The following is a 19,813-nucleotide window of genomic DNA, read 5'->3' as shown; positions in this document are numbered from 1 at the left end:
CCGCGGGCGTCGAGGTGCGCCGTGACGAGGGCGACCACCACGGCGGTGCCGAAGTACACCGTGAGACGCGAGGTCGAGTACGACCCCGCGAGGAGGGCGCCGACGCCGATCCACACCCAGAGGGCGGTCGGGACGAGGAAGCGCGGCGCGGTCAGGTCCGACACCGCCCCGACCCGGGCGACGGCGACGAGCAGGACGACCGCGCAGAGCGCGAAGGCCGGCACCCAGACGGTGCGCGGCGCACTGTTGTTGCCAACCACGGCCGTGACCGCGAGCGTGAGCACGAGTGCCCAGGCGCGCACGGTGGCCGCCGGCACGAGCACGAGGAACGCGACGACGACCAGGAGCCCGGCGGACGCGGCCAGGGCGAGGACGGTGACGGGTGGCACACCGTTTCCTATCGCCCCGGGAGCGCCGCACTCGCGCCCTCCCGAGGGCCAGCGGCCGTCCGGGAGGCCCGGATCACCGCCGCGGTCACCCTCCCGCCGCCGGCATGGTCCGGGCACTCACCGGCACGCCGCGGGTGGCACCGAGGCGGCGCACCGGGTGACGCGGCGCGCCGCCGGGTGAGTCCGCCCCGGGGGCGGGTGACCGCGGAGGCGAACCGGGACCGGCGGAGTCCCGGGCGGCCGTGGCCGTGCCCCTCGGGACCGGGCGCGGGGACCGATCATCGGCGGGGTGCGACCGGCAGCGGGGTCGCCCGGGACGAGGGACGGGGACGCGGTGACGGATCGACCAGGGAAGCGACGCGACGTCCAGGGACTCCGGGCGGTCGCGGTGCTCGCCGTCGTGGCGGACCACACCCTCCACGCACCGCGCGGCGGCTTCGTCGGGGTCGACGTCTTCTTCGTGATCAGCGGGTTCCTCATCACCGGGTTGCTCCTGCGTGAGCACGGACGGACCGGGACGATCTCGATCGTCGGCTTCACCCGACACCGCATCCGGCGCATCCTGCCGGCGGCGGTCCTCGTGCTCGCCGTGACCGCCGCCGCGACGGCCCTGGTCCTCGGTCCGGCACGGTGGGACGCGGTGCGGTGGGACGCACTCGCGGCGGCCGTCCTCGTCGCGAACTGGCACTTCGCCGCCACGGGGACCGACTACTTCCAGGCAGACGGGCCGACCTCGCCGCTGCAGCACTTCTGGTCCCTGTCGGTCGAGGAGCAGTTCTACCTCGTGTGGCCGTGGGTGCTCCTCGGCGTGCTGACCCTCGCCGCGCGTCGGCGACCGGGCGTCCGCACCGGTCGGACCGCGGTGCCGGCGGCCGTGGCGGTCGCGGTGCTCGGCGCCGCGTCGGTCGCCTGGTCGGCGTACGAGACGGCAGGGTCCCCCACGGTCGCCTACTTCTCGACGCCCTCCCGGGCGTGGGAGCTGCTCCTCGGGGCGGGTCTCGCGGTCGTCGCGCCCGCACTCGAGCACCTGCCGACGGCCGTCCGGCACGTCCTGGCGTGGGCCGGACTCGCCGCGATCGCGACCGCGCTCGCCCTCACCGACGCGGACCGGGGATTCCCGATGCCCGGCGCCGTCCTGCCCGTGCTCGGTGCCGTCGCGGTCCTCGCCGCCGGGATCGGGCGGGACCGTCGGCGGTGGGCACCGCTCACCGATCGGGTGTCCGGGTCCCTCGGCGACCTGTCGTACTCGATCTACCTCTGGCACTTCCCCGTCGTCGTCGTGTTCGGGCCGTACCTGCTGTTCGTGCTCGGCGAGGACCGGCCGGACGTCCGGTGGGTCGCGGGCGTGCTCGCGCTCACCGCCGTGATGTCGGTGCTCGGGTACCACCTGGTCGAGCGGCCGGTGCTCCGGAGCGCGTGGCTCGCCGACCGGGCGGCGTCCCGGCGACGGCGGCGGCCCTCCCGGCTCGTCTGGTCTGCGACGGCGATCGCGATCACCGGTGCCGTGGTGCTCAGCGCCGTGACCCTGAACGGCGCCCAGGGTGCGGTCGACGTCCGCACGGACGGTGCGGGCGCGGCTGCGGCCGACGGCGGATCGTCCGGCACCGCGTCCGGCGGGTCGTCCGGTGCGCAGGCCGCGCTCAGCCGCGCGATCACCGCCGCACTGCGGGCCCGGTCCTGGCCGGCCGACCTGACGCCCTCGGTGTCCCGTGCCGCCGACGAGACCCTGCCCGGCAACACGGCGCGCTGCGGCTCGGCCGCTTGGCTCCCGGCCGCCGACTGCACGTTCGGCGACCCCGCTGCGCCGCACCACGCCGTGCTCGTGGGGGACTCCATCGCCCAGGCCTACGTCCCGGCACTCGCCGCGATCCTCGGGACGGGGGACTGGTCGCTCCGGATCACGTCGATGTACGCCTGCCCGTTCATCGACCGCGAGGTCGGCAACGTCGCGAAGCAGACCGCCATCTGCGCCGACCGACGGGCGAAGGAGGTCCAGGTCGTCCGGGACACCGAGCCGGACCTCGTCGTCGTCGCGAACACGGTCGTCCGCGGAGCCGACCGCAGCACGGGCTCGACGACGAGCGCGGCCGCCTGGAACGAGGCGTTCCGCGCGGAGTTGGAGCAGATCCTCCCCGCTGCGGACCACGTCGTCGTGCTCGCCCCGCCGCCGCCCGACAAGGACATCGAGGACTGCTACAGCAACTTCGCCGGCCCGAGCGCCTGCGTGAGCTCGGTGTCGGCATCCTCATGGTTGTCCATGGCCTCGGACCAGATCGTCCTGATGAAGGCGCTGCACGGGTCGTTCGTCGACACGCGCCCGTGGTTCTGCGACGACGACGGCGCATGCCCGGCGTTCGTCGGGAACCTGCTCGTCAAGAAGGACCAGGCGCACCCCACCGCGGCGTACGTCGAACACCTCACACCCGTCATCCGCGCTGCGCTCGAGCACGCGGGCGTCCTCGAGACCCCCGCGTCGTCGTCGCCCTCACCGACGGCCACGACCGCCGGAGCGTCCACGCCTGCCCCGGGTGACGACACGCGGGATGCGGAGCCCGGGAACGCGACGCCCGGGGTGAACGCCAGGGACCCGCGGGCGACCGACGTCGGGTCCGGCCACGGTGGCGCACTCCGTCGGTCGTACCGTCCCGCCATGACCACCACCGGCACGGCTCCCCACCGGCTGCTCCCACGCGTCGCCGACCCGGGCACTGACCCCGGCGCACACCACGGCCCGGACGCTGACCGGCGGCTCCGCGTGCTCCACGTCCTCGACGCCTTCACCGCGGGCGGCGCGCAGCGCGTCGCGCTCGACCTGGCCGCCTGGACGGGACGGCGCGGCGTCGAGAGCGCCTTCGTCGGTCGTCCGGGGCCCCTGGTCGACCGCGTTCCGCCGGGCGCCGACGTCCACGTCGTGACGGGCGCCGGCCCGCTCGCCGAACTGCTCGGCATCCGCCGCGCGGTGGCGTCCGTCCGACCGGACGTCGTGCACGCCCACCAACGCCGGGGCGCGCTGCTCGCGCGGATCGCGGTGGCCGGCACCGGCGCGCACGTGGTCGAGCACGCGCACACCTGTCTGCCCCGCGCACGGATGCGGCACCTCTCGTTCCGGAGCGAACGGGTCTTCGCCGTCAGCGAGCAGGTCCGCCGGATGGTGCTCGACCTCGGCACGCCGGCGGACCGCGTCACGTTCGTCGGCAACGTGCCCTCCGCGCTGGTGGACGCGCCGGTGCGTCCCTGGGACGTCCACGCCCCGCTCCGGGTCCTCGGCGTCGGTCGCCTCACCGAGCAGAAGGACCCCCGCCGCTTCGTCCGGGTGGTCGCGGCCCTGGCCCGGCACCGTCCGGTCCGGGCGACGTGGCTCGGCACCGGTCCGCTCCGCGACGACGTGGTGTGGCTGGCGCAGGTGCTCGGCGCACCGGTCGCGTTCCCGGGTGCGGTCGACGACGTCACGGCGGCCCTGGACGCATCCGACGTGCTCCTCATGACCTCGGCTTGGGAGGGCCTGCCGCTCGTCGTGCTCGAGGCCTTCGCCCGCCGTCGGCCCGTGGTCGCGACCGCCGCGGTCGGGTCCCCCGGGGTCCTCGACGACGGCCGCGCGGTCGTGGTGCCCGATGACGCCGACGACGAGACCGTCGCCCATCGGGTGCTCGCCGCGATCGACGACCCAGCCGAGATCCACCACACCCTCGCGGCGGCGGCCCGACATCTCGACACCGCCGCCCGACCCGAGCAGGTGTTCGGCCCCGTGCTGTCCGCGTACCGCGCGCTCGCCGGGGCGGGAGACCGGCGGTGACCGGGCCCACCCTCGGGGCGCTCAGCGTCGCGACCGTCGACGAGCCGATCGTCCTCGACGTCCTCGGCGCCCGGGTGGCGCTCCGCCTGCACGGACTCGACGAGGACGGCCGCGATCGCGTCCTCGCGGACTGGTCCTGGTGCCGGACCCCGCACCGCGCGTCGGCGACGTCGACGACGGTGCACGCCGTGCTCGCGGCACCGGCGCCCGCCCCCGGTGCCGCCGCGGTCCCGGACGGCACCTCCGGGGCCCCGGACGGGCCCGGATCGATCGTCGTCCGGGCCGCGGACGTGGACACGCTCCGTGACCGGCTGGCGCGGGCGCTCACCCTGCACGCGATCGACGCCCGTGCCGCGGACCTCCTGCTGCTGCACGCCGCCGCGGTGTGTGATCCCGTGACCGGCGCGACGGTGGCGCTCGTCGGACGCTCCGGCAGCGGCAAGACGACGGCCGCGCAGGTACTCGGGCGCACCTTCGCGTACGTCACGGACGAGACGCTCGGCGTGCAGGACGACGGGACGGTCGTGCCGTACCCCAAGCCGTTGTCGGTGGTGCGGGCCGGATCGCCGAAGGCGCAGGTCGCGCCGGACGTCGCCGGTCTCGTCCGGTCGGCGGGACCGGCGCCCTGGCTCGCCGCCGTGCTGCTGCTCGATCGCGATCCGTCCCTGCCGTCGGCGCTGCTCGAACCCGTGCGCGTCACCGAGGTCGTCGAGCCGCTCTTCGGGCAGATCAGCTACCTGTCCCGCCGCGGACGTCCGCTGGCGCGGCTGCGGCGCCTCGTCGACGCGACCGGCGGCCTGCGGGTGCTCCGGTACGCGGAGGCCCGGGACCTCGCGCCGGTCGTCGGTGGCGTCCTCGCCGGCGTGTCGGGGCGTCCGGCGGCCACGCTCGGGGCGGTCCGTGCGGTCACCGAGGCGTCATCATCCGGACTCGCCGATCCCGGGGCGTCCGTCCGCCGCGCCGCCGTCACGGACTGGGTCGGCGACGGGGACGACGTGCTCGTCCTGCACGCGGACCGACTCCACGTCCTGCAGGCCGTCGGCGCCGCGGTGTGGACCGCGCTCGCCCGGCCCCGGTCCCTGGACGCGCTGGTGCGGCACGCGGTCGAACGGTTCGGCACCCCCGAGGGCGCGGACCCGTCGCTCCTCGTCGCGCGTGTCGTCGAGGAACTCCGGGCGTCCGGGCTCGTGGAGACCGGTCCGGCTACGCCCCGTGCTCCACGAGCACCCGCGGCAGCTCCGTGACGAGTTCGCTCGCCAGGTAGCCCATCGGACCGACCTGCACGGCGAGTCGGTCCCCGGCCGCCGCGTGCACGTGGGTCGCCCACACGGCCGCCTGGACGGGGGTGGCCCCCCGTGCCGCGAGGCCCGCGATCGCGCCGGACAGTACGTCCCCGCTCCCGCTCGTGCCGAGACCACCGGTGCCGGTCCCCATGGCCCAGGTCGTGCCTCCCGGTTCGGCGATGACGCTCTGGCAGGAGACGACGGCGCCGAACCGATCGGCGATCTCGGCGAGGTCGGAGGTCAGGTCGTCCTTGTCGACGTCGCGGCCGAGCAGGCGCCCGGCCTCCGACGTGTTCGGGGTCATGACGAGCCGTCCCCGGAGCGGCGCGAGGTCCTCGGCGACCGACGGGGCGACCCCGAGCGCGAACGCGTCGAGCACGACCACGGTGTCGTCGCCGACCAGGCCCGGGAGGCGCCGCACGAGTTCCCGGGTCCCGTCCGGCTCGTCGAGTCCCGGCCCGAGCAGCACGGCGTCCGCGGCGGACAGGTCGTCGCCCGCGCCGTCGAGCGCGTCGCCGCGCACGTGGCCGTCGTCGTCCTCGACGAGCGGGACCACCCCGGACTCCGGGATGGCGACGGCGACGTGGGGTGCGACCGACTCCGCGATGGCGAGGGTGAGCCTCCCGGCCCCGACGCGGAGCGCGGCGAGCGCGGAGAGCATGGCGGCGCCGGGCGTGCGCGCGGCCCCGCCGACGACGACCACCTGGCCGCGGCCGTACTTCGAGCCGCCCGGAGCGGGCAGCGGCCAGTCGCGCAGGACGTTCGGGGTGACGATCTTCGAATGGTCAGTGGCCGGCATGGGCGTCCTCGCTTCCGCGGTTGGGGATGGAGCCCTCGTGCTCGGTGACGGGCGTGTCCAGGTCGTCGAGGTGGTCGACGGCGGAGAACTCGTCGAGCCGCCAGGGGGCGCCGACGCGGTCCCTGGTCAGGCGCGTGAGCGACGCGTTCGCGACGGTGTGGGTCCGGGCGAAGTCGAGGAGGGCGGCCTCGTCCATCCCCGTGCAGATCGCGACCGTGAGCATGACGACCGCGTCGTGGGCGGCCAGGACGAGGCGCTGCACGTCGTGCTGCGCGTCGACGTCGTGCAGGACGGAGCGGAGTCGGAGCATCACGTCCACCCAGGACTCGCCGCCCGCGGGCCGGTGGTAGTACTTGCCGAGCCAGCGTCGCCGCTCCGCCTCGTCCGGGAACAGGTGGCGCACGCCGGTGCTCGTGAGCAGGTCGAGCACGCCGAGCTCGCGGTCGCGGAGTCGTTCGTCCACCTGCAGGACCGCGGGCACCTCGGCGGTGTCGAGGGCGATCCGGATCGTCTCCTGCGCGCGGTGGTACGACGACACCCAGACGGCGAACGGAACGCTGTCGACCTGCCGGTCGGTCAGCCCCGCCCCGAGCGCCCGTGCCTGCCGCTCGCCGAGCGGGCTGAGCGGCACGTCGGCGTCCCGGTGGTCCACGACGATGCGGTCCTGCCCGGCCCGCTCGGCCTCCGCCGCCGCGACGTTCGCCGTCGACTCGCCGTGCCGTACCAACCAGAGCTCCGTGACGTCCATGCGTCCCACCGTAGGCCGCGACGTCCGCCGGGGTTCCCGGCGCCCGGACAACCCGCCGGACGGGTGGCAGCATCGGCCGGGAGGCGCGGCACCGGTCCGTCTTCCCCCTCACCACCGGAAGCGGGTGTGCATGGCCGACGCCCTCGATCCCGTCGCACCCGTGACCCGCCCGGTGGTCCTCGAGGACGTCGACGACGGACTCCTCGCCGAACGTGCGGGTGACGGGGACGTCCGCGCGTTCGAGGTCCTGGTCCGTCGGCACGGTCCGCTCCTCCGGGCGGTCGCATTCCGCGCGCTCGGCCGGACGGACGAGGTGGACGACGTCGTGCAGGACGCCTTCGTCGCCGCCTGGCGGCAACTGCCCACGATGACGGACCCGTCCGCGATCCGCGCCTGGCTGCTCCGGGTCGTCGCACGCCGCGCGGCGGACCGGCACCGGGCCTCCCGACCGCACGGCGAGCTCGACGACGACGTCGCGGCCGAGGAGCACGCGACCCCCCACCGGATCGTCGAGGCGCGGTCGGCGACCGAGGCGATGGCCGCGGTGCTCGCCGACCTGCCGGAACGGCAGCAGCGGTGCTGGCTCCTCAAGGAGGTCGTGGGCGAGTCGTACGAGGAGATCGCGGAGGACCTGGGCGTCCCGGTGTCGACCGTCCGAGGGCTACTCTCGCGGGCACGGAGGACCATGATGAGCCGGATGGAGGCGTGGCGATGACCGATGCAGCGCCGCCCGACGACCCCGCCGTCCTGGCGCTCGAGCCGGACCAGCTCGACGGCCACAGCGTGGACGAGCTCGTCGACTACCTCGACCGCGGCATGGAGCCGCCGGATCCGGCCATCGACGACTCGCCCGCGTGCCAGAACGCGCTCGCGGCGATCGCGCGGCTCCGCGCGGTGTCGACCGCGCTCCTCGAGGAGGAGGGTCGGGTCGCGTCCGACCGGGACGACTCGTGGGTCGGGAACGTGATCGCCGCCATCACGACAGAGGCCCAGGCCGGTCGTGACGTGCCGCTCGCGCCCACGGCACCCACCGAACACGCTGCGCTCACCGAGGGTGCGATCCGTGCGCTCGTCCGTCGCGCCGCGGACGGGGTGGACGGGTTGGTCGTCGGGCGCTGCTCCCTGGTGGGCGACGTCACCGAACTCGACGCTCCCGTGACCGTCAGCGTCACCGCGTCGCTCGTCTGGGGGCGGTCGGTCCGCACGGCCGTGACGGCCCTGCGCCGGGCGGTCGCCCGGGAACTCGCCGCGCACACCGAACTGCGGGTGGCCGGGATCGACGTCGTCGTGCGCGACGTCCACGTCCCTCGGGACGGCCAGGAGGCGGACCGATGACCGGCAGCGGACGACCGGACCTCGAAGCCGAACTCGCGACCCTGGTGGGTGCGGTGCCCGGCGTCGAGCAGGTCTACCGTCGCGGCGTCGTCCGTGCGGCGGCGGCCGGTGCACGTCGACTGGTGGGCGCGGGGGCCACGGACGCACCGGTCGAGGTCGGCCGCGACGGAGTGACCATGACGATCGCCGTCGACGGGATCCGGCCGACCGTCGAGGTCGTCCACGCGGTCCACGACGCGGTCATGGAGCATCTGACGCACGTCGGACTCGCGGTCCCCGTGATCGTCGTGCGGGTCGGCCGGATCGGGTGAACGGACGACCCGCAGGGCGGGTCAGCGGCGGCGTCGGGACGCCGCAGCGCGACGCTGCTTCGCCTTCGCCAGCGCCCGCTGGACCTGGGGGTCGCGCCGCGCGTGGCGGACGATCCCGACGATGACCGGCAGGTACCGGAGCAATGCGAACACGGGGGCCTCGTTCCTCGGGTCAGTCGACCCGTGTGGTCGCGGCGGCCATGCGTGCGCGGAAGCCGCCGGTGAGTTCGATGAGCGCGGGGACCTCGTGGCCGACCGCACGGTCGAGCCGACGGAGTGCCGACTCGATGACGGCCTGCGCGTCGGTCGGGGCGACCCCGCGCCGGCACGTCGCCGCGATCCGCAGCACCGGAGTGCGTCGGACCCGGTACGTGGTGACGCTACTCGTGACGAGTTCCGGGCGTCCGGACAGCGCGTCGCCGAGCAGGTCGCGAGCGACCGCGGTGTCGATGACGATCCGGTCGCCCTCCTGCCCGGATGCCACCGCTTCGCCGCGGGTCTCGAGCAGCACCGACGTGTGGCCGCCGCCCTGACGGACGATGAACACGACGAGCAGCGCGACGACCACTGCGAGGGCGACGAGCACCGCGATCCCGATCCAGTCGGCGCGGGTGCCGGGGATCGTCGTCGCGGCGAACGCCTGGTCCAGACCCCGCCGGACCCTGGGTGCGTCACCGCTCCAGGCGTGCATGACGGCCGGGACCGCGCCGAGCAGGACCCCGACGAGCCCGATCGCGACGAGCACGATGCCGACGACGAGGAGGAACAGCCGGTTGGCCGCGCGGTTCGTGGCGTTCATGCGCCCACCTTCCCGGTGCGTTCGATGGTGGTGCGTGACCGGAGGGGCGGACGCGCGTCGGAGCGGGCGATCTCGTCGTCGACGGCGGTGACCACGGCCTCCCGGTCGACCGGCAGACCGCTCGTGGGCGTGAGTCGGACCTCGGCGGTCCGGCGCCCGACGGTGACGAGGGTCGCGTCGGGGTCGACGCCCGCGGCGTCGGCGGCGCGGCGCGCGAGCGCCGAGGCGATCACGCGGTCGTCGACGACCACGACGGTGCGGTCGGAGTGGAGCGTGCGTCGCGGACGCCGGGAGGCCCGGAGCGCGACGACGACGAGGAGGACCCCGATGAGGGCCACCACCACGCCGCCGACGATGAGCCAGGCGGCGGCCACCGTGCTCACGGCGACGAGGGCGGCGCCCATGTCACCCGGAGCGGCGAGCAGCGGCCGCATCCCGAGCATCGCCAGGACGACCTCCGTGCCGGCGTACGCGCAGGCCAGGATGACCAGCACGGCCGTGACGACGGCGGGGACGGCCTTGGACGAGTGCGTCTCGCGGCGGGCGACCCGTCGGAGCAGGTGGTCGGTGCTCATCGGACCCGCCGTTCTGCGCGGATGACCGCGCCCGTCAGATGGAGCGTGACCTGCGCGAGGTGCCGGCCGGTCAGCGCGGGGACACGGTCGCGCAGCGTGCGCTGCGCGGCGGAGCAGCGCTCGACGAGGCTCGGGGCATCGTCGTCGGCGTCGAGCCCGCGGACGCCGATCGGCGTCCGCAGGATCGCGGCGAGGGCGCCCTCTCGGTCCTCGAGGTCCACGTGGACGTGATCGGCGTCCACGTCGAGCTCCTCCGCCGTCAGCGCGGCGACGACCCGGGACAGGGCGCGCGCGGTGACCCGGGTGCGTCCCGGTGTCTCGGTGCGGTCGGGTCGGACCCCGGTCGAGGTCCGACCCGCCGCGGCCGTGGCGGTGGCGGTCGTCACGAGGACGACCGCTTCCCGCGGACGGCGTCGCTCAGGGCACGGACGTCGAGCTTGCCCTCGGTGATCCGCCCGACGACGGCACCGATGGCCATCGCGGCCGCGACACCGATGAAGGGCCAGAACCCGGCCCAGATCCACACGATCGCGAGTGTCGCCGCGACGAGGATGCCGAAACGCGTTGCGGTCATCGTCACGCCTGCTGCTCGTCGTCGGCCGTCGGGATGTGCACGTCGGTGACCTTGACGTTCACCTCGGTGACCTGGAGCCCGACGTAGTCCTCGATGGCCCCGGCCACGGCGGTGCGGACACCGTCGGCGACGGCCTGCAGGTCGGTCGGGTACTCCGCGACGATGACGACGTCGGCCGCGACCTGGGTCTCGCCGACCTGGACGCTGATGCCCTGGCTGAGGTCGGTGTTGTTCGCCAGGCCGCGGATCGCGCCGATGGCACGGGCCGCGCCGCCGCCGAGCGCGAAGACGCCCGGGACCTCACGGGCCGCGATGCCGGCGATCTTCGCGACGACCGCGTTGTCGATGTCGGTCTTGCCGCCGACCGTGCCGGTGCCGGTCGAGCTCAGCGTGGTGGCCGTCGCGGCCGTGGCGGGTGTGGTGGCGCTCGCAGTGGTGGCCATGGTGTTCCTCCCTGTCGTGGGTCCGGACGGACCCGCACTCCGTGGTGCTGCAGGGGAGTCGTGTCGACCGGGCCGATCGTCACGTCGGGAGGGCTGGGAGATCGCTCACGGATCGGGGGACGTCGTCGGTCCGGACCACCGCGGGACCGGGGCGTTCAGGCGACGCCGACCCGGGCCTCCCGGCCGGCGAGCAGTGCGGGCACGTCCGCGACGCCGTCGAGCACGTGGTCGTGGGGTTCGGCCTCGAGCTCCGCGCGGGACAGGGCGCCGGTGCACACGCCGACGGCGACCACGCCCGCGTTCCGCGCAGCGCGGACGTCGACGACGGTGTCGCCGGCGGCCAGGACCTGGTGCACGTCCTCCACGCCGAGCAGCTCCATGGCGTGGTGGATCATGTACGGCGCAGGGCGGCCGGCCCGGACGTCGGACGTCGTCACGACCGCGTCGACGGTGTGTGCCGGGCCCCGGCCGACGGTCCAGCCGAGCGAGGCGAGGAGCGACCCCACGACGGGTTCGTCGAACCCCGTGGTGAGCGCGACCCGGACGCCCCGCGCCCGGAGGTCCGCCAGCGCGGCCTCGACGCCGGCCATCGGTACGGGCGGGTCGGCGCGGTACAGGTCGTCGAGGGTCGCGCGGAAGGCGCGGAAGGTCGCGGACACGATCGACGGCGTCGGCTGCACGCCCCCGAGCTCGAGGAGGGCCGTGATCGCCTCCTCCTTGTCGGTGCCCATCCACCGTTGCAGGTCCGCGTCCGCGACGGGCGCGCCGGCGTCCTCCACGGCGGATCGCAGGGCTCGGTACACCGCGCCCCGGTCGTCGATCGTCGTCCCGGCCATGTCGAACACCACTGCGCTGATCACGGGCAGAGCGTAGGGGAGCGGTGCGACGCGGCGTCGTCGCGCCCGTGAACGGCAGTCGAACGCGCCAGGGCCGGGATGAACCGTCGGTGAACGCCGCCGCGGACGGTCCTGCGATGCTGGCGCTCGCGGACAGGATCGGGCCGTGGACACGACGACGCCCGACCTGCACGACACCGCCTCCACCGCCTCGGGCGGCCGGCCCGACCGGTACGACGTGGTGGTCGTCGGGGCCGGGGTCATCGGCCTCGCGCACGCCGCCGAGGCCCTCGACCGGGGGCTCCGGGTGCTCGTCGTCGAGCGCGACCACCGGGCCACCGGCGCCTCGGTCCGCAACTTCGGGCACGCGTGCGTGACGGCGCAGTCGGGCGACATGCTCGAGCTGGCGCTCGCCGCCCGTGAGCGGTGGCTCCGGCACGCCCACGACGGCCGCTTCCCCGCGGTCGCATCCGGCGCGGTGGCCGTCGCGCGGAGCCGGGCCGAACTCGCGGTCCTGGAGGAGCTGGCCGCGTCGCGCGAGTCGGGTCAGGTCCGGCTCCTCGCCGCTCCGGAGACCGTCGACCGGATCGGTGGGGTCGGCGACCCGACGATCGTCGGCGGGGCGTTCCTCCGTGACGACGTCCGCGTCGACCCGCGCGCTGCCGTCGCGGGGCTCGCCGCACTGCTCGCGTCGCGCGGTGTCACGTTCCGGTGGGGCACCGCCTACCTCGGATGGGAGGACGGCCTCGTCCGCACCTCGCGCGGCACGGTCCGGGCGGACCGCACGATCGTCTGCGTGGGGCACGACGTCGACCAGCTGTACCCGGACCTCGCCGAGCAGCACGGGATCCGTCGCTGCGGCCTGCAGATGGCACTCGTGGAACCGCCCACCGGGCTGTCGATCACCCCGGCCGTGCTCACCGGCACGAGCATGCTCCGCTACCCCGCGTTCGCCGAGACCGCCGCGGCGACCGTGCTCCGGCAGGAGATCACGCGCGAACGACCGGACCTCGTCGCCATGGACGCGAACGTCATGCTGACGCAGCGGCCGGACGGCAGCCTGGTCGTCGGGGACAGTCACCGGTACGACCTCACGCTCGACCCGTTCCTCGACGAGGGCGTCAGCGCGACCCTGCTCCAGGACGTCGCGACGCTGCTCGGGGTCGGAGGGCTCCGGGTGCGGCAGCGCTGGATGGGCGTCTACGCGCACGCGCCCGAGCCGTACCTCGTCGCCCACCCCGCGCCCGGGCTCACGGTCGTCAGCGTGACGAGTGGCGTGGGCATGACGATCTCGCACGGGCTCGCGGCCCGCACGTGGGCCGGCCTGGAGGCGCTTCCCGCGCCCGTCTGACGGCCGCGGTCCCCGACACGCACGCGCTGTTCCCCATCCGTTCACGGACGGGGCACGAGTGCGTCACCGCCCCGGGTCACGATGACGTTCGTCCAGCGGCCGGTACCCCACGTTCCGACTCCCACACCCGTCCCACAGTGAACGGCTGGTCGCCCCCAGGAAGGGAACACCCGTGCTCTCCAAGCGCTCATCCGCCGGCATCGCGCTGGCCGCCGCGGCACTCGCCGCCCTGACCGGTTGCTCCACCACGAGCAGCGCCGCGACCACCGACTCGTCCGGATCCGCCTCGGCCTCCGGTGACTGGTCGACGGCGACGTCCGCGTCGTCGAACGGTGGCATGGACGCCCTCGTCAAGGCGGCCGACAAGGAGGGACAGCTCAACGTCATCACGCTGCCGCCCTCGTGGGCCAACTACGGCAAGATCATCGCCGGGTTCGAGAAGAAGTACCCGGGCATCACGATCAACTCCGCGAACCCGAACGGCTCGAGCGCCGACGAGGTCTCCGCGGCGAAGTCGCAGAAGGGCCAGTCCACCGCCCCCGACGTCTTCGACATCGGCACCGCGGTCCTCAGCCAGAACCTCGACCTCGTCGCGCCGTACAAGGTCGCGAACTGGGCGGACATCCCCACGGCGGACAAGGCTGCCGACGGCGGGTGGTACTACGACTACACCGGCCTCATGTCCATCGGGTACGACGCCAAGGCCGTCCCGACGGCACCGAAGAGCATGAAGTCGCTGCTCGGCTCCGCCTACAAGGGCAAGGTCGCGATCAAGGGCGACCCGACGCAGGCGAACGAGGCCGCCAGCGCCGTCTACCTCGCCGCGCTCGAGAACGGCGGCTCGGCGAAGGACATCCAGCCGGGCATCGAGTACTTCGGCAAGCTCAAGGCCGCGGGCAACATGCTCAACGTCCTGCCGACGCAGGCCACCGTCAACTCGGGTGAGACCCCGGTCGTCGTGCAGTGGTCGTACAACAACCTCGCGTGGGGGCCCGCGGGCGGATCGGCCGGCAACCCGAACTGGAAGACGGTGATCCCGAAGGGCACCGCGCTCGGCAGCTACTACAACCAGGCGATCAACGTCGACGCGCCGCACCCGGCGGCCGCGCGCCTCTGGGAGGAGTACATCTACAGCCCGAAGGTGCAGAACCTGTACCTCGCGTCCGGCGCGTACCCCGCCACGCTCGCCGCGATGGAGAAGAACGGCACGGTCGACAAGGCCGTCCTGGCGAAGGTCGGCGACGCACCGAAGAGCCTCGTCCAGCTGTCGAGCACGGAGGCGGCGACCGCGGCCACCCTGCTGACCAGCAAGTGGTCCTCGACGGTCCGCTGACCCATGGCCACCGCTGACGCGACCACGACCACCACGCTGCCCCGTGCGGCGCAGGCACACGGCGCCGCGCGGGGGTTGACCACCGCAGGCCGCGGCGCCGGGGGAGGACCTCGGCGCCGCGGCGTCGCGTGGCTCGGTCTCACCCCGTTCGCGCTCTACGTGCTCCTCTTCCTCGCCGTTCCCGCGGTCATCGCGGTCGCCAGCGGGTTCTCCACCGCCGCGGGCGTCCCCACGCTCGCGAACCTCCGGGCGTTCACCGATCCGGCGGTCCTACAGGCCTTCGCCGGTTCGGCCGGGCTGTCCGCAGCGTCGGCGGTGCTCGGCGCGGCCATCGGTGCCGTTGTGTGCTGGGCGCTGACGACTCTCCGCCCCGACGGGCTCGTCCGGTCCATGGTCGACGCCGCGGCGAGCGTCCTCGCCCAGTTCGGAGGGGTCATGCTCGCCTTCGCGTTCATCGCCACGATCGGCGTCCAGGGCATCGTGACCGTCTGGCTCCGCGGCGTCGGGATCGACATCAACGCGAACGGCCCGTTCCTCTACACGGTGGCTGGACTCGTCGTGCCGTACCTCTACTTCCAGGTGCCGCTCATGGTCTTGACGTTCATGCCGGCGCTCGAGGGCCTCGGCGTGCAGTGGGGCGAGGCGGCGGTGACGCTCGGGGCCTCCCGGTCCGTGTACTGGCGCCGGATCGCGATCCCCGTGCTCGCACCCGCGTTCTGGGGCAGCCTGTTGCTCCTGTTCGCCAACGCGTTCTCGTCGTACGCCACGGCCGCGGCGCTCATCGCCCAGGGCGGCATCGTGCCGCTGACGATCCGCCAGGAACTCACGAGCGAGACCATCGTCGGCGTGCAGAACGTCGCCGGGGTGCTGGCGCTCGGCATGGTCGTGGTCATGGTCGCCGTGATGGCGGGGTACTCCGCGCTCGAGCGTCGCGCCTCGCGGTGGCAGCGATGAGTTCGGCACGCGGGTACGGCCCCGCACCCTCGAAGACGGTCGGTACCGTCGTCCTGGTCGTCGTCGGGCTCGTGTTCGCGGTGCCGATCGTCGCGCTGGCGCAGTTCACCCTCCGGCAGGGTGCGGGGGCCGGGCTGACACTGTCGCACTACACGGCGCTCGCGGATCCGGTCAACCGGGCCACGTACCAGCCCCTGTTCGACGGCCTCGTGAACTCGCTCGTCATCGCGGCGATCACCGTCGGCATCGTCCTGTTCGTGCTCCTGCCCGCCCAGATCGTCACGACACTCCGGTACCCCCGGCTCCGGCGCGCGCTCGAGTTCGTGTGCATCCTGCCGATCACCGTGCCGACCGTCGTGCTCGTCGTCGGGTTCGTCCCCGTGTACCAGGTGATCGCGCAGGTCCTCGGGTCGGGTGCGTGGACGCTCGCCTTCGCGATCGGGGTGATCAGCCTGCCGTTCGCGTTCCGGCCCATCGCCACCGCACTCACCACGGTCGACGTCGTCGTGCTCGCCGAGGCCGCTCGATCACTCGGGGCAGGCTGGGCGACGGTCGTCATGCGGGTGCTCCTGCCGAACCTGCGCCGCGGCATCCTCGCCGCGTGCTTCCTCACCGTCACGGTCGTGCTCGGCGAGTACACGCTCGCGTCATTCCTGTCGCGGACGACCTTCCAGACGGCGCTCGTGCTCATCCAGCAGACGGACCCGTTCGTCGCGGCGATCTTCTCGCTCGCCGCGCTCGTGTTCGGGTTCGTCCTGCTCGTCGTGATCGGCCGCGTCGGGTCGGCCCGACCTGGCGCGCGCCGCATCCGTCGTGGAGCAGGCGGCGCGTCCGGTGCCGGGAGCACGGGCACCGGGTCCAGTGGCCCGGCCGACGCCGCCCTGCGCTCGCACGTCCTCGACGGTGTCGCCGTCGCCGCCCCCACCTCCCAGGAGCCCGCATGACCCGCACCGCCCAGCCCACCCCCACGACGGCGAACCGCAGTGGGGCCACCGTCGAGCTCGACGGTGTCGTGAAGTCCTACGGCGCCCACACCGCGCTCACCGGGTTCTCGCTCCGACTCGAGCCGGGGGAGTTCGTCTCGCTGCTCGGACCGTCGGGGTGCGGCAAGACCACCGCACTCCGGGCACTCGCGGGTCTCGAGGTGATCGACGCCGGCGCCATCCGCATCGACGGCCAGGACGTCGCGGCCGTGCCGGTGGAGCGACGGGACATCGGGATGGTGTTCCAGCAGTACTCACTGTTCCCGCACATGACCGTCCGGCAGAACGTCGCCTTCGGTCTCGAGATACGGAAGGTCCCCGCGGACGACCGGCGCCGCCGTGTGGTCGAGGCCCTCGACATGGTGCACCTCGCGGACCTCACCGACCGCTATCCGCACCAGCTCAGCGGCGGGCAGCAACAGCGCGTCGCGCTCGCCCGAGCGCTCGTCACGCGGCCCCGGGTGCTCCTGCTCGACGAGCCGTTGTCAGCGCTCGACGCCAAGGTGCGGGTGACGCTCCGCGACGAGATCCGTCGCATCCAGACCGAACTCGGCATCACGACGCTGTTCGTCACCCACGACCAAGAGGAGGCGCTCGCCGTCTCGGACCGGATCGCCGTGATGCACGGGGGCGGGATCGAACAGATCGGAACGCCGGAGCAGCTGTACATGCGGCCCGCGACGGCGTTCACTGCGGACTTCGTGGGTCAGTCGAACCGGCTCCGCGGGGACCTCCGCGGAGGCGACGTGTTCACGTACGGGTTCTCGCTGCCGAGCATCGACCGCACCCTCGACGACGGGCCCGTGACCGCCTACGTCCGCCCCGAGGACGTCATGCTCGCCCCGGACGGCGGCCTGTCCGGCGCCGTCCTCACGTCGAGCTTCCTCGGCTCGGTCCGCCGCACGACCCTCCGACTCGACGACGGCACGGCGCTCGTCGTCCAGCACGACGTTGCGCAGCGGCCGGTTCCCGGCGACGAGGTCCACGTCCGCCTGCTCGGGACGCCGGTCGCGGTGGCGCCGCTCGGTTGAACTGCGCCCGGGAGGCGCGGTGTCATCGGGTGCGGCGCCTCCCGTCCGCTGTGCTGCGGGCCATCGACGCCGTACCGCCGGAGCGCCCTGTGTCGGCGAGAGAGTCCGCGATAAAGTACTACTGTTGGACGTCACTATCGGAAGCCGATATCATGTGGTCGTGATCCAGTCGTTCGGGGACGAGCTGACTCGGAAAGTCTGGCTCCGGCAACACGTTCGGCGTCTCGGTCCGGACCTGCAGCGGTCCGCTCAGAAGAAGCTCCGTCTGCTCCATGCAGCGGAGACCATCAACGATCTGCGGATTCCGCCCGGCAACCGGTTGGAGAAGCTGTCCGGCGACCGCGAGGGGCAGTATTCGATCCGCGTCAACGATCAGTACCGGATCTGTTTCGTCTGGACGGCCGCAGGACCCTCCGATGTCCACATCGCCGACTACCACTAGCGAAGGAACACTGATGTCGAAAGCACATGACCCGATCACACCCGGGGAGATCCTGCGGACCGAGTTCCTCGAGCCACTCGGCATCACGGCGTACCGACTCGCGCAGGCGACCGGGCTACCGCAGACGCGGCTGAGCGAGGTCATCCGGGGGAAGCGCCGTATCACCACCGACACTGCGCTCCGGCTGTCGCAGGCGTTCGGGCTGTCCGAGCGATTCTGGCTCAACATCCAGAACGACTACGACATCGAAGTCGAGCACGACGAGCACGACGACGAACTCGCCCGGGTCGAACGGCTCATCCCGGCGTGACGTCGGAGGTCGTACCGCTCGTGGAGATCATGCCGAGCTGGAGGACCGGGCGATCCGCGGTGGGTGAGGACCTTCCGTAGCTGACGATCCAGATAGTTCGCAAAGCTAAGCTAGCGACGGTGACCTCCTCCGCTGCCGCGCCCACCCTCAGCGCCCGGCGGCGGACCCTGGCGCTCGTCTCGATCCTCCTGTCGACCCTCACCGGCACCATCGACACCTCGATCGTCAACGTCGCCCTGCCGAAGCTCGCGACCGATCTCCACGTGGCGCCGTCCGAGACCGTGTGGGTCGCGACCGCGTTCCTCCTGGCCGTCGCCTGCTCGGTCCCGGCCACGAGTGCGCTCGGCGACCAGATCGGTCGCCGCCGGTTGTACCTGATCGGCGTCCCCGTGTTCACGTTGGCGTCCCTGGGCTGCGCGCTCGCGCCGACGCTGGCGGTCCTCGTCGCGTTCCGCGTCGTCCAGGGCATCGGGTCCGCGGTGGTCCTCGCCGTGGCGATCCCGCTGATCCGGCGCCTGTTCCCGCCGGAGCGCCTCGGGCAGACACTCGGGCTCAACGCGATGACGGTCGCCATCGGGACGTCGGCCGGACCGACGCTCGGAGGGTTGATCCTCGCCGCACTCCCGTGGCCGTGGCTCTTCCTCATCAACGTGCCGATCGGTGTCGCGTCGTTCGTGCTCGCGCTCGTCGTCCTGCCGAAGGGCGTGCCCGAGCGGGGCGACTACGACTGGCCCGGTGCCGTCTGGGCCGCGGGAGCGATCGCCGCGCTGCTCGTCGGCGTCCGACAGCTCGCCGCGGTCGCGACCCTCTGGCACGCGCTGGTGCTCCTCGTCGTGTGTGCCGTGTGCGTGGTGCTGTTCGTGCGTCGTGAGCGGATGGCCGCCCGGCCGCTCATCCCGCTCGGCTTGTTCACCGGCCCGTTCAGTCTCACGGTCGGCACGGCGTGGGCGTCGTTCCTGGGGCAGGGCATCGCGTTCGTCGCCCTGCCGTTCCTGTTCCAGACCGCGTACGGGGCGAGCCCGCTCGAGTCGGCGCTCCTGTTCACGCCGTGGCCGCTCGTGATCGTCGTCGTGGCACCGCTGTCCGGGCGGATCGCCGACCGGGTCCGTCCGGCGGTGTTGGCCCTCACAGGCCTCGTCGTCCTGACGATCGGCCTCGTCATGCTCGCGCTGCTCGGGTCCGCGCCGCCGATCTGGCTCGTGCTCCTGTCCACCGCCGTGTGCGGCCTCGGGTACGGCACGTTCCAGAGCCCGAACAACCGGGACATGATGGCCGCCGCTCCCCTCCGCTACGCCGCGAGTGCATCGGCCGTCCTCAACACGAACCGAACCGTCGGGCAGTCCGCCGGGTCGGCCGTCGTCAGCATCGCACTCGTGGTGAGTGGCGCCGCAGCCGGGTCGATGGCAGCGCAGTCGTCCGCTGCCAGCGCCGTGCTGTGGGTCGCCGTGGTGGCGGCGGCCGCTGCGACGATCCTGTCCGCCGTCAAGCTCCGGGTGACCGCGGCTGTGCCGCTCGGACGCTGAG

General features: G+C 73.5%; 22 protein-coding genes. 13 read left to right on the top strand and 9 right to left on the bottom strand.

What is annotated here, in order from left to right:
• Positions 1 to 723 precede the first annotated feature (723 nt).
• A complete protein-coding gene (locus DEI94_RS14400) occupies positions 724 to 4,182 on the top strand; it encodes an acyltransferase family protein (RefSeq protein ID WP_146249414.1) in 3,459 nt (1,152 codons plus the stop codon).
• Entirely contained in the window at positions 4,179 to 5,426 is a 1,248-nt protein-coding gene (locus DEI94_RS14395) for a PqqD family protein (RefSeq protein WP_111025754.1), read from the top strand. The genes DEI94_RS14400 and DEI94_RS14395 overlap by 4 nt, the downstream gene beginning before the upstream one ends.
• Here DEI94_RS14395 and DEI94_RS14390 read toward each other — a convergent pair.
• Positions 5,386 to 6,264 (bottom strand): NAD(P)H-hydrate dehydratase, encoded by an 879-nt coding sequence (locus tag DEI94_RS14390; RefSeq protein WP_111025753.1) that lies wholly within the window; start codon positions 6,262 to 6,264, stop codon positions 5,386 to 5,388. The genes DEI94_RS14395 and DEI94_RS14390 overlap by 41 nt on opposite strands.
• Positions 6,251 to 7,012 (bottom strand): histidine phosphatase family protein, encoded by a 762-nt coding sequence (locus DEI94_RS14385; RefSeq protein ID WP_111025752.1) that lies wholly within the window; start codon positions 7,010 to 7,012, stop codon positions 6,251 to 6,253. The genes DEI94_RS14390 and DEI94_RS14385 overlap by 14 nt, the downstream gene beginning before the upstream one ends.
• Before the next feature lie 130 nt (positions 7,013 to 7,142).
• On the opposite strand from DEI94_RS14385, the gene DEI94_RS14380 reads away from it, so the two are divergent.
• Genes DEI94_RS14380 through DEI94_RS14370 form a run of 3 tightly spaced genes read left to right on the top strand, consistent with a single transcriptional unit; the run spans position 7,143 to position 8,658 of the window.
• Positions 7,143 to 7,727, top strand: coding sequence for an RNA polymerase sigma factor (locus DEI94_RS14380; protein WP_111010693.1), 585 nt, complete (start codon positions 7,143 to 7,145; stop codon positions 7,725 to 7,727).
• The gene (locus DEI94_RS14375; protein ID WP_146244429.1) at positions 7,724 to 8,347 is read left to right on the top strand and encodes an Asp23/Gls24 family envelope stress response protein; all 624 of its coding nucleotides are present in this window, start codon (positions 7,724 to 7,726) and stop codon (positions 8,345 to 8,347) included. The genes DEI94_RS14380 and DEI94_RS14375 overlap by 4 nt, the downstream gene beginning before the upstream one ends.
• Positions 8,344 to 8,658, top strand: a complete 315-nt coding sequence (locus DEI94_RS14370) for a hypothetical protein (RefSeq protein ID WP_111025750.1) — start codon at positions 8,344 to 8,346, stop codon at positions 8,656 to 8,658. The genes DEI94_RS14375 and DEI94_RS14370 overlap by 4 nt, the downstream gene beginning before the upstream one ends.
• A gap of 21 nt (positions 8,659 to 8,679) precedes the next feature.
• On the opposite strand, the gene DEI94_RS14365 is transcribed toward DEI94_RS14370, so the two are convergent.
• The 7 genes from DEI94_RS14365 to DEI94_RS14335 form a co-directional block, all read right to left on the bottom strand.
• Entirely contained in the window at positions 8,680 to 8,811 is a 132-nt protein-coding gene (locus tag DEI94_RS14365; RefSeq protein ID WP_258370121.1) for a hypothetical protein, read from the bottom strand.
• Positions 8,812 to 8,830: 19 nt separating this feature from the next.
• Positions 8,831 to 9,457, bottom strand: coding sequence for a hypothetical protein (locus tag DEI94_RS14360; protein ID WP_111025749.1), 627 nt, complete (start codon positions 9,455 to 9,457; stop codon positions 8,831 to 8,833).
• Positions 9,454 to 10,032 carry a DUF6286 domain-containing protein gene (locus tag DEI94_RS14355; RefSeq protein WP_111025748.1) on the bottom strand — a complete coding sequence of 193 codons (579 nt, stop codon included), beginning with the start codon at positions 10,030 to 10,032 and terminating at the stop codon, positions 9,454 to 9,456. The genes DEI94_RS14360 and DEI94_RS14355 overlap by 4 nt, the downstream gene beginning before the upstream one ends.
• Positions 10,029 to 10,418, bottom strand: coding sequence for a hypothetical protein (locus DEI94_RS14350; RefSeq protein ID WP_111025747.1), 390 nt, complete (start codon positions 10,416 to 10,418; stop codon positions 10,029 to 10,031). The genes DEI94_RS14355 and DEI94_RS14350 overlap by 4 nt, the downstream gene beginning before the upstream one ends.
• Positions 10,415 to 10,606 carry a hypothetical protein gene (locus tag DEI94_RS14345; RefSeq protein WP_111010714.1) on the bottom strand — a complete coding sequence of 64 codons (192 nt, stop codon included), beginning with the start codon at positions 10,604 to 10,606 and terminating at the stop codon, positions 10,415 to 10,417. Before DEI94_RS14345 ends, DEI94_RS14350 begins: the two co-directional genes overlap by 4 nt.
• A 2-nt stretch (positions 10,607 to 10,608) precedes the next feature.
• A complete protein-coding gene (locus DEI94_RS14340) occupies positions 10,609 to 11,049 on the bottom strand; it encodes an Asp23/Gls24 family envelope stress response protein (protein WP_111010698.1) in 441 nt (146 codons plus the stop codon).
• 155 nt (positions 11,050 to 11,204) lie between these two features.
• Positions 11,205 to 11,909, bottom strand: coding sequence for a phosphonatase-like hydrolase (locus tag DEI94_RS14335; RefSeq protein ID WP_258377938.1), 705 nt, complete (start codon positions 11,907 to 11,909; stop codon positions 11,205 to 11,207).
• Positions 11,910 to 12,051: 142 nt separating this feature from the next.
• Between DEI94_RS14335 and DEI94_RS14330 the strand changes: the two genes are divergently transcribed.
• From DEI94_RS14330 to DEI94_RS14295, 8 genes are all read left to right on the top strand, one after another.
• Positions 12,052 to 13,236, top strand: a complete 1,185-nt coding sequence (locus tag DEI94_RS14330) for a TIGR03364 family FAD-dependent oxidoreductase (RefSeq protein WP_258377937.1) — start codon at positions 12,052 to 12,054, stop codon at positions 13,234 to 13,236.
• A 172-nt stretch (positions 13,237 to 13,408) separates the two neighbouring features.
• Positions 13,409 to 14,569, top strand: coding sequence for an ABC transporter substrate-binding protein (locus DEI94_RS14325; RefSeq protein WP_111025744.1), 1,161 nt, complete (start codon positions 13,409 to 13,411; stop codon positions 14,567 to 14,569).
• Between the two features lie 3 nt (positions 14,570 to 14,572).
• Positions 14,573 to 15,523, top strand: a complete 951-nt coding sequence (locus DEI94_RS14320; protein WP_111025743.1) for an ABC transporter permease — start codon at positions 14,573 to 14,575, stop codon at positions 15,521 to 15,523.
• A complete protein-coding gene (locus tag DEI94_RS14315; protein ID WP_111010717.1) occupies positions 15,520 to 16,467 on the top strand; it encodes an ABC transporter permease in 948 nt (315 codons plus the stop codon). The genes DEI94_RS14320 and DEI94_RS14315 overlap by 4 nt, the downstream gene beginning before the upstream one ends.
• Positions 16,464 to 17,537, top strand: a complete 1,074-nt coding sequence (locus DEI94_RS14310; protein ID WP_111025742.1) for an ABC transporter ATP-binding protein — start codon at positions 16,464 to 16,466, stop codon at positions 17,535 to 17,537. The genes DEI94_RS14315 and DEI94_RS14310 overlap by 4 nt, the downstream gene beginning before the upstream one ends.
• A 160-nt stretch (positions 17,538 to 17,697) precedes the next feature.
• Positions 17,698 to 17,979: a type II toxin-antitoxin system RelE/ParE family toxin gene (locus tag DEI94_RS14305; RefSeq protein ID WP_111011542.1), complete on the top strand. Its 282-nt coding sequence runs from the start codon at positions 17,698 to 17,700 to the stop codon at positions 17,977 to 17,979.
• Between the two features lie 13 nt (positions 17,980 to 17,992).
• Positions 17,993 to 18,289 carry a HigA family addiction module antitoxin gene (locus DEI94_RS14300; RefSeq protein ID WP_111011534.1) on the top strand — a complete coding sequence of 99 codons (297 nt, stop codon included), beginning with the start codon at positions 17,993 to 17,995 and terminating at the stop codon, positions 18,287 to 18,289.
• 119 nt (positions 18,290 to 18,408) lie between these two features.
• A complete protein-coding gene (locus DEI94_RS14295; protein WP_181441716.1) occupies positions 18,409 to 19,812 on the top strand; it encodes an MFS transporter in 1,404 nt (467 codons plus the stop codon).
• Position 19,813 lies beyond the last annotated feature (1 nt).

Origin of the sequence: Curtobacterium sp. MCBD17_040, assembly GCF_003234805.2 — a bacterium.
Classification (GTDB): Bacteria; Actinomycetota; Actinomycetes; order Actinomycetales; family Microbacteriaceae; genus Curtobacterium.
This window is presented reverse-complemented; position numbering and strand designations above follow the sequence as displayed.

Bases quoted from the DNA above. Each gene is read 5' to 3' on its own strand.
- DEI94_RS14390 (WP_111025753.1), bottom strand. From the start codon at position 6,264: ATGCCGGCCACTGACCATTCGAAGATCGTCACCCCGAACGTCCTGCGC.
- DEI94_RS14385 (WP_111025752.1), bottom strand. From the start codon at position 7,012: ATGGACGTCACGGAGCTCTGGTTGGTACGGCACGGCGAGTCGACGGCG.
- DEI94_RS14380 (WP_111010693.1), top strand. From the start codon at position 7,143: ATGGCCGACGCCCTCGATCCCGTCGCACCCGTGACCCGCCCGGTGGTC.
- DEI94_RS14375 (WP_146244429.1), top strand. From the start codon at position 7,724: ATGACCGATGCAGCGCCGCCCGACGACCCCGCCGTCCTGGCGCTCGAG.
- DEI94_RS14370 (WP_111025750.1), top strand. From the start codon at position 8,344: ATGACCGGCAGCGGACGACCGGACCTCGAAGCCGAACTCGCGACCCTG.
- DEI94_RS14360 (WP_111025749.1), bottom strand. From the start codon at position 9,457: ATGAACGCCACGAACCGCGCGGCCAACCGGCTGTTCCTCCTCGTCGTC.
- DEI94_RS14355 (WP_111025748.1), bottom strand. From the start codon at position 10,032: ATGAGCACCGACCACCTGCTCCGACGGGTCGCCCGCCGCGAGACGCAC.
- DEI94_RS14345 (WP_111010714.1), bottom strand. From the start codon at position 10,606: ATGACCGCAACGCGTTTCGGCATCCTCGTCGCGGCGACACTCGCGATC.
- DEI94_RS14340 (WP_111010698.1), bottom strand. From the start codon at position 11,049: ATGGCCACCACTGCGAGCGCCACCACACCCGCCACGGCCGCGACGGCC.
- DEI94_RS14320 (WP_111025743.1), top strand. From the start codon at position 14,573: ATGGCCACCGCTGACGCGACCACGACCACCACGCTGCCCCGTGCGGCG.
- DEI94_RS14315 (WP_111010717.1), top strand. From the start codon at position 15,520: ATGAGTTCGGCACGCGGGTACGGCCCCGCACCCTCGAAGACGGTCGGT.
- DEI94_RS14310 (WP_111025742.1), top strand. From the start codon at position 16,464: ATGACCCGCACCGCCCAGCCCACCCCCACGACGGCGAACCGCAGTGGG.
- DEI94_RS14300 (WP_111011534.1), top strand. From the start codon at position 17,993: ATGTCGAAAGCACATGACCCGATCACACCCGGGGAGATCCTGCGGACC.